This is a genomic window from Streptomyces sp. NPDC002573 (genome assembly GCF_042889625.1).
Taxonomy (GTDB): domain Bacteria; phylum Actinomycetota; class Actinomycetes; order Streptomycetales; family Streptomycetaceae; genus Streptomyces; species Streptomyces gibsoniae.
The window spans coordinates 1-7,469 of record NZ_JBIARC010000109.1; the positions used below are offsets into that span (position 1 = coordinate 1).

The following is a 7,469-nucleotide window of genomic DNA, read 5'->3' on the forward strand; positions in this document are numbered from 1 at the left end:
CCGGTTGATCGGGCACATCGTCATCACACCCCGCCACCACACCAACGACCACCATCTGCACTGGTCACACTTCCGTAGACACAGCCAGGCCCGAGACCGCCGCTCCCACTACAAACGTCGAGGCCACAACCCCCAGATGCGGTTGCAGTACTAATGGCCTCCTACTTCTAGACCGCACCGCCCTCGGCGACCGGACGAGCGTCGCACTGGGGCACGGTGACAGCTGAGTACGCGTACTCATGCCACCTCTCGCTCCCGCCGTCAGTGGTCATGGACAGTGCGTCTTCGTCACCCAGCCGACGACTCCGGGCACACGGTGAGCCGGCGGAGTCCGGGGCGAAGGCGACGGCCGCGACGTGCCCGGCCAGCTCCGGAGCGATGGCGGCCCACCGCTCACGCAGCGTCCCGCCGGCAGCCGGGAGCTCCCACGCGCGCTCGGTGACCAGCGCGCCGATCGCGACCCCGAGGCCCATCGGCTCGCGCCCGTCCCGGCGCGCCGCCCGCACGGTCCGCGGCTGCTGACCTTCTGGCCGCCGCCGTTCTGCCGCGGTGCCTCCAGCGCGGACCGGGCCCGGTCGACTCCTCGCCGCCGCTCATGCCTGCCCCTACGACGTGAAGCCGAGGTGCAGGTGCCCGAGGCCGGACAGGCGCTGCACGGGCGCTGCGAAGAGCCATGCGGAAGGTCTACGAAGACTGCGACGCCCACGCGTCGAGTTCGACGGCGAAGAGGATCACGGACATCTGCTGGTGCGCTACCGCCCAAGGTCGCCCTGCCCACCCTGGTCGATTCCCTCCCGGGCGTCGGCTGTCGCCGCCTGCGGCTGGGGGCACCTCCCGGTCGCAGGCTGGAGGAGAGTTCACCGGCCACGTGCACCGGGCGATCATGCCCGGCCGGTTCTGGTCCGGCTCCTACTGCGCCTGCACCTGCGGCGGCCCGCCGCTCCAGTCGGTCAAGGACTACATCGAAAACCAGCAGCGCCCCGACTGAGCACGGCACCGTGGCGGAGCTTTCGAAGCGACCCTGCGACGCTCCGCGCCGCAGGGTTCTGGATCGGGTTCCGTCCCCGCGTGAACGCGGGGATTCCCTCCGAAGAAGAGGGATGGCGGTGCTGATCTGAGCGTCGTGCCTCACGTCTCCGCCGCCCGTGCTGGGCCGCAAAGACAGAAGGAGCCGTTAGGTGGAAAATGCGAGGATATATCATGGTCTGTTGGTCGCGGACTGTGATCGCTGATACTGGCGGCTGCCGGACGAAATGGTGCACCGCATGGACGAGCAATCGGATTCCGGTGGCGGTGCCGGTGTGCACGCCCAGCCGGTGGTCGGACATCCGGGGGTGTTCCGGGACCTGCTCCCCATGGCGATCTGGGCCAGTGATCACGACGGGCGTATATGGCAGTGGGCGCTGGCCGCGGAGGATCTGCTGGGCTGGCAGGCCGGTGACATGCTGGGCCAGGACGGGATTTCTCTGCTGGTTCCAGAGTCCAACCGGGAACTGGCCCGGGAGCTCATTGCGCAGACCCATGCGGGAGAGACCGTGGTGGGGGCGTATCCGGTGCGGCACAGGGACGGGCATCTGGTCGAGATGGAGATGTGGATCTCTCCGATCGCCGACCCCCAAGGGCGACCTGGCACGCTGGTGATCGCCGCCGTGACCTCTGCCGTGCGGCGGATGCGGGACTCGCTGGCCGCCCTCGAGGGCCTGTTCGGCCAGTCGCCGATCGGCCTGGCGCTCTTTGACTGCGAGCTGCGTTTTGTGCGGGTCAACGATGCGCTGGCCGCCATGAACGGCCTGCCCGCAGCCGGGCATGTGGGCAAGCGGATCGGCGAGGTAGTGCCCGGCATCGACCATGTGGCAGCGGAGGCCTCCATGCGGCAGGTGCTCAAGACCGGCCGCGCCGTGGTCGGCCTGCGGACCGGCCGCACTGCGGCCAGACCAGACCAAGACCGCATCTGGTCGTGTTCCTATGCCCAATTGACCGACAGCGACGGCGAACCACTCGGTGTGATCGCCTCGGTCATCGACATCACCCAGGGGCGGGTCGACCGCGTGCGGGCCGAGCAGGCGCGCCACCGGTTCGCGCTGTTGGCTGAAGCCGGTGAGCGCATCGGCACCACCTTGGACCTTCGGCAGGCAGCTCAAGCACTGGCACAGATGCTGGTGCCCCAACTCGCCGACACCGCCGAGGTGCTCCTGCTGGAGGGAGTGCTGGCCCCCGACGACGTCGGTGTATCCGCGCATGGGCTGCTGCACTGCCTGGCCGTGGCAGGGCCAGGTTCTGCTGCACCGGCGCAGCAGCCCGCACTCGAGGTCACCTACCGCGTCCCTCCGGACTCGGTGTATACGGCCTCTCTCACCGAGGGGCGTCCCCGCATGGTGCCGCTGCCCCTGCCGGCGCTCAAGGCCGTGCCGGCCCGCCCCGGCTGCGGCCTGTTCGCCGCCGGTTCGCCGGGCTGGGCGCGCGTCATCCCGCTGTATGCCCGGGGCAAGGTGCTGGGCCTGGTGATCACCAACCGCAGTGAACCGTTCGACGAACAGGACACCGTGCTCATCGACGAGCTGGTGGCCAGGGCCGCTTTGACCTTCGACAACGCACGCCTGTATGCCAGCAGCCGCGAAGCGGCCCTCACCTTGCAACGCAGTTTCATCAAGCCGCTGCCCAGCGTGGCGGGGCTTGAGCTGGCAAGCGGCTACCTGCCCGCCAGCAGCGACAACGAGGTGGGCGGCGACTGGCTCGACGTGCTCACGCTGCCCGACGGCAAGACCGGCCTGATCATCGGGGACGTCATGGGCCACGGCATCCGAGCCGCAGCTGTCATGGGCCAACTACGCGTCGTGGCGCGCACCCTGGCCTGTCAGAACGTCCCACCGGACTGCCTGCTGCACTACCTGGACAGCACCGTCGCCGATCTCGACGACTGCGAACTGGCCACCTGCGCCTACGCCGTCTACGACCCCGCCACGTCCAGCTGCCTGATCACCAGAGCAGGCCACCCTCCACCCGCCCTCGCCGACCCCTACGGCACGGTCAGATTCCTCGACGCCACCTGCGGTGCCCCACTGGGCGCCGGCCTGGATGATCCCTTCGACACCGAGCACGTGCCACTGCCACCGGGCACCCTCCTCGCCCTCTACACCGACGGACTCATCGAAAGCCACCACACCGACCTGGACCACGGCCTCGACCGGCTCGCCCAAGCACTGCGCAAACCGAACCGGACACTGGAGGAGACCCGCGACCGCCTCCTTTCTCACCTGCTCCCCACGCCCTCACAAGACGACGTCGCCGTCCTCCTCGCCCGGCCCAGCTACCGGTAGTTCGTTGACTGCCCGCTGCACGCGCAGCCCTACACACCCCGGGCCACCGCGTCGCCCGCGGCCGGTCCGACCCGGCCCTGCGCACGCAACCACCGGCGGCCGCCGCCATTGCGGCCCGGGCGAAAGAGGCGGGCTTCGGCTGCCGGGCGGTGGTGGAGATCGCTACGGCACCCCGCCTCTGCCTGCCGACCCAGAGCGTCGAGCGTGGCGCGCATCGAGATCTCCACGATGTCAGCCAGCGGTCTGTTTCATCGAGCCGGGCCGCGGCCGTATCCAGGACGCCGCGTGGGGCAGGCCAGTCCGGGCTGCGCCTTGTAGTACTGCCGCACGAGCACCGGATCCGTTCGGGGGGATTCCTCCCCCTGAGCGGCTCGCCCGAATTGCGGGCGAGCTGACGTCACCATAGCTTCAACGCGTCGGATTCATTGAGAAAAAGCCGACATAATCACTTACGTCGGCTTCTCCTGGCGTCGAATGGAGCATTCATGTCGGTGATGACCGGTACCCCACCCCTCCAGCAGCAGTTCGGCCAGCAGATCGGCGCGCCGCAGCAGCAGCTCTCGCAGGTGGTCCAGCAGGCGATCCAGCAGGCGTGTCAGCAAGCGAGCCAGCAGGTCGCGCAGCGCATGCAGCAGACGCTGCAGCAGATCCAGCAGGTCCAGCAGCAGCTGCAGCAGCAGGGCCTGGCCCACCAGGCGCACCCGTACCTGGCTGTCGCCCTGCATCACGCGCTGCAGCAGGGCGTGCGCAGCGCCGTGGAGCAGTCCGTGCAGCAGGCGCTGCCGACCGCGATCCTGACGCTGGTCCAGCAGAGCCAGCAGGGCCAGCCGCAGTGGGGCGGCGGGTACGGCCAGCAGCAGTTCGGCCAGCAGTTCCCGCAGTTCCAGCAGCCCGGCTTCGGTTTCGGTCAGTTGGGCCAGCCCTTCGGCATCGGCTGACGCCCGGGCGGCTCTCCGTGCGGTGGGCCCGGGGAATCTTCCCGGGCCCACCGCACAGACGGGGAAGCGCGAGCCGCCCGTCGCCGGATCAGGAACACAAGGACGACGTACGACGTAGGCGTGGTGAAGGTGGACGTGATGGTCAAGGAAAGGCCCGCAAACAACCGCGAGAGCGAGTTCGAGGGCGCGGCGGCGGGTGGGCCGGAACCCGAGGGGAAGGCAGCGGGACCACGCAAGAAGGGCGCAACATCACCGATCACGGTGCGGCCGCGCCGACAGCGGTACATGGTCACGCCGCTGCCGCAGCACCTGCTCCCCCTAGGAGTGCCCGAACTGGGCATGGACGCGGTGTGCGACCGGCTGGAGCGGATGCCCGAGGTCAAAGTGACCCGCAGGCTCCGGCCGTCGGAAAAGCTCCAGTCGACCGGACTGCAGCCCTCCTGCCCGGAGATCGCGGTCGTCGAGGCGGCCGAGGCCCAGGTGCCGGCGATGCGGTCCCTGCACGTGCACATCGAACCGGACCTGCCGCTGTCCGCACCCGGCCCCCTCGCCACACCGACCGCCAGCGCCGTGCCGCTGCGTGATCCGGGGCTGGTCATGCCCCTGGAACCGGTGGACATCACGCTGCGCGTCTGCGGCCCGGACGGCGAACCACTCGCCGGCGCCGGGGTGTTCATCATCGGCTCCACCTGGCCGGCCCAGGGCATCACCGGGGCCGACGGCACGGCCACGATCACACTGGCGACCGAATCCGAACAGTCCGTCCAGTCCCTCTACATCCGGCCCAGGGGCGGTTACACGGACCGCTGGATCCACCGCCCCGACCTGTCGGCGACCCAGGAGAACGTCGTCACCCTCACCCCCCTGGCCAAGGCGTACCCGGAACTGGAACAGCGGCAGCAGTACGGCTGGGGCCAGCAGGCCATGCGGCTGGACCGGCTGCCCCCCACATTCCGCGCGTTCGGCATCAAGATCGCGCTCATCGGCTCGGGTGTCAGCGCCGAGCACCCCGATCTGAAGCAACAGGTGCGCTCCGGGATCGATCTCGTGCACGGCACCACCGAGGGCTGGGCGCAGGACACGGTGGGCACCGGTACCCACGCCGCGGGCGTCATCGCCGCAGCGGACACCGGCAAGGGCATCATCGGCATCGCGGTCGATGCCGACATCGACGTCTGCAAGGTGCTGCCCGACGGGCACTTCAGCGACCTGATCGCCGCCCTCGACCACTGCATCGAACACGAGATCGACATCGCCCACATCGCGGTGGCCACCCCGTATCCCTCGGCCCTGGTGTCACGCAAACTCGCCGACGCCAACGCGGCGGGCATCGCCTGCATCGCCCCTGCGGGCGACACCGGCGGACCGGCCGCCTTCCCGGGCTCGCTGCCCACCCTGTTCACCGTGGGCGCGCTGGGCACCTACGGCTCGTACCCGCCCGACACCTCCCAAGCCACCCATTCGGGTCCCCAGCTGACACCGGAAGGCCTGTTCGTGGCGCCGTTCAGCTGCTACGGCCCCGGAGTCGACGCCGCCGCACCCGGTGTGGCGGTCCTGTCCTGCGCGCCGCAGGGCGGCTACACGGCCCTCGACGGCACCGGCACGGCCTCGGCCCACGTCGCCGGCCTGGCCGCCCTCGTTCTCGCGCACCACGAGGATTTCCACGGGCAATTGCTGCCCCGTGGCCCCGGCCGGGTGCGGCACCTGTTCGAGATCATCGCCGCGAGCTGCCGGCAGCTCGCCGCCCCGGGCACGGTGGAAGCGGCCCAGGTCGGACGCGGTGTTCCCGACGCCCTCGTCGCCCTGTGGCTGGTCCCGGGAGTGCACATCGCTCCGGCCCTTACGCCCTACGACCTGTCCATCGTCGGGTAGGTCCCTACCTGGACAAGCACACGGAACGGCACCCGCCTCGAGGGAGCGGGTGCCGTTCGGCTCGCAGGCCATCTCGGTGAACCACAGGGCTCCGTCAGGGGCCCGATAGCCTCCTTCGTGCCCCGGTGGTTGCGCAGCGCCGGCCTGGGGTTCGCCGACTCAACGAGGTGAGGTGGTGTGCCGCCATCGTGAGGCTGTGAGACCGAGGCGGGGCCCGACCACAGCCTGGCCACCGGGTCAGGCCGCTGACGCCGGCATGGGGGCACCTGCTGGTGGTGCGCGGCGCGGAGCCCTCGGGTTTCGTCGCCTCGCGGAAGGTGGCGGCGGCCTCGTCTTCGTTCCACTGGAACGTCCGCGTAGCGCTGTTGCCCGAAGCCCGGGGGCAGGGTTTCGGGTCCGAGGCGCAGCGGCCGCTGGTGCGCTATCTCTTCGCGCACACCACGGTGGTGCGGATCGAGGCGGACACCGAGGCCGAGAACGTCGCCGAACAGCGTGCTTCGGAGAATCGGGTTCACCCGGGAGGGCATCCTGCGCAGCATCGCGTTCCGAGACGGACGGTGGCGGGACGGCGTGCGGTATGTCGCCGACAGCGGTACAGCGTGCTGCGGGAGGACGCCTGAGGACAAGCCTCGCCAGCGGCCCGGCACCTGGACGGGCCGATGCCGGGGGCCACGGTGTGCTCGCTCCAGGCAGGGTCAGCCTCAGCTCGGGCCGTGCGGGTCAGGCGTGGTCTACGAGCTCTGCTCTCCCCTGTTGACGGGCGCAGTGCGCACAGCAGAAGAACTGCCCGTCGGCCTGGAGGCCGTGGCCGAGGATGCGGCATTGGCAGTTGTTGCAGATCGGCGCCATCTGCTGGGCGGCGCACTCGAGGCTGTCGAAGGTATGGACCGCTCCCTTGGTGTGCACTTCGAAAGACATCTCGTAGTCGTTGCCGCAGACCTCACACACGGCCATGGACGCTCAGCTCCTCACGGCTTCCCGGGCAGGACCGCCACCGGCATCTGCAACCGTCAGCGCCCCTCGACGGTATGTGAAGACACGCCGCCGTCTGGGGGCGGCACGTTGGCCTGGGCCCGAGCGGCACACAGAAATCACTCGGCCGGGCGCGGCGGTAGGCGGCAGCCGCGGCTGCGCCTCCCGTGCCCGCATCGGCGTCACAGGCGGCGGCCCCGTCCTGCTGGGCGGGACCGCGGCGGGGCTGTATCAAGATGAATCAGTCGGCGGCTCTTCTGCTTCTTCGTCGGTGGTTTCGCCCTCCTCGGGTGCAGGGGCTTCCGGAGCTTCTGCCTCTGATGCTTCGGCCGGGGACTCCTCTGCTTCCTCGGCAGCGGTTTCGCCCTCC

The 7,469-nt window shown here is 69.9% G+C and carries 7 protein-coding genes; 5 read left to right on the plus strand and 2 right to left on the minus strand.

From position 1 onward, the window contains the following. Positions 1-167: 167 nt before the first annotated feature. A complete protein-coding gene (locus ACFYX0_RS42980) occupies positions 168-506 on the minus strand; it encodes a hypothetical protein (protein WP_388980095.1) in 339 nt (112 codons plus the stop codon). A gap of 362 nt (positions 507-868) precedes the next feature. Here ACFYX0_RS42980 and ACFYX0_RS42985 point away from each other — a divergent pair, with 362 nt between their 5' ends. The 5 genes from ACFYX0_RS42985 (at position 869) to ACFYX0_RS43005 (ending at position 6,747) form a co-directional block, all read left to right on the plus strand. Continuing rightward, a complete protein-coding gene (locus ACFYX0_RS42985; protein ID WP_388980099.1) occupies positions 869-988 on the plus strand; it encodes a transposase in 120 nt (39 codons plus the stop codon). A gap of 277 nt (positions 989-1,265) precedes the next feature. Further along, the gene (locus tag ACFYX0_RS42990) at positions 1,266-3,317 is read left to right on the plus strand and encodes a SpoIIE family protein phosphatase (protein ID WP_388980102.1); all 2,052 of its coding nucleotides are present in this window, start codon (positions 1,266-1,268) and stop codon (positions 3,315-3,317) included. Between the two features lie 494 nt (positions 3,318-3,811). Then, entirely contained in the window at positions 3,812-4,255 is a 444-nt protein-coding gene (locus ACFYX0_RS42995) for a hypothetical protein (protein WP_388980105.1), read from the plus strand. 120 nt (positions 4,256-4,375) lie between these two features. After that, positions 4,376-6,127, plus strand: coding sequence for a S8 family serine peptidase (locus tag ACFYX0_RS43000; protein WP_388980108.1), 1,752 nt, complete (start codon positions 4,376-4,378; stop codon positions 6,125-6,127). 272 nt (positions 6,128-6,399) lie between these two features. Further along, on the plus strand, positions 6,400-6,747 hold the full coding sequence (locus tag ACFYX0_RS43005; RefSeq protein WP_388980111.1) for a GNAT family N-acetyltransferase: 348 nt from the start codon (positions 6,400-6,402) through the stop codon (positions 6,745-6,747). Positions 6,748-6,847: 100 nt separating this feature from the next. On the opposite strand, the gene ACFYX0_RS43010 is transcribed toward ACFYX0_RS43005, so the two are convergent. Continuing rightward, positions 6,848-7,081: a hypothetical protein gene (locus ACFYX0_RS43010; protein WP_388980114.1), complete on the minus strand. Its 234-nt coding sequence runs from the start codon at positions 7,079-7,081 to the stop codon at positions 6,848-6,850. Positions 7,082-7,469 lie beyond the last annotated feature (388 nt).

What these genes read in the sequence shown, in the direction of transcription:
- ACFYX0_RS42990 (WP_388980102.1), top strand. Translation starts at nt 1,266, where the DNA reads ATGGACGAGCAATCGGATTCCGGTGGCGGTGCCGGTGTGCACGCCCAG.
- ACFYX0_RS42995 (WP_388980105.1), top strand. Translation starts at nt 3,812, where the DNA reads ATGACCGGTACCCCACCCCTCCAGCAGCAGTTCGGCCAGCAGATCGGC.
- ACFYX0_RS43010 (WP_388980114.1), bottom strand. Translation starts at nt 7,081, where the DNA reads ATGGCCGTGTGTGAGGTCTGCGGCAACGACTACGAGATGTCTTTCGAA.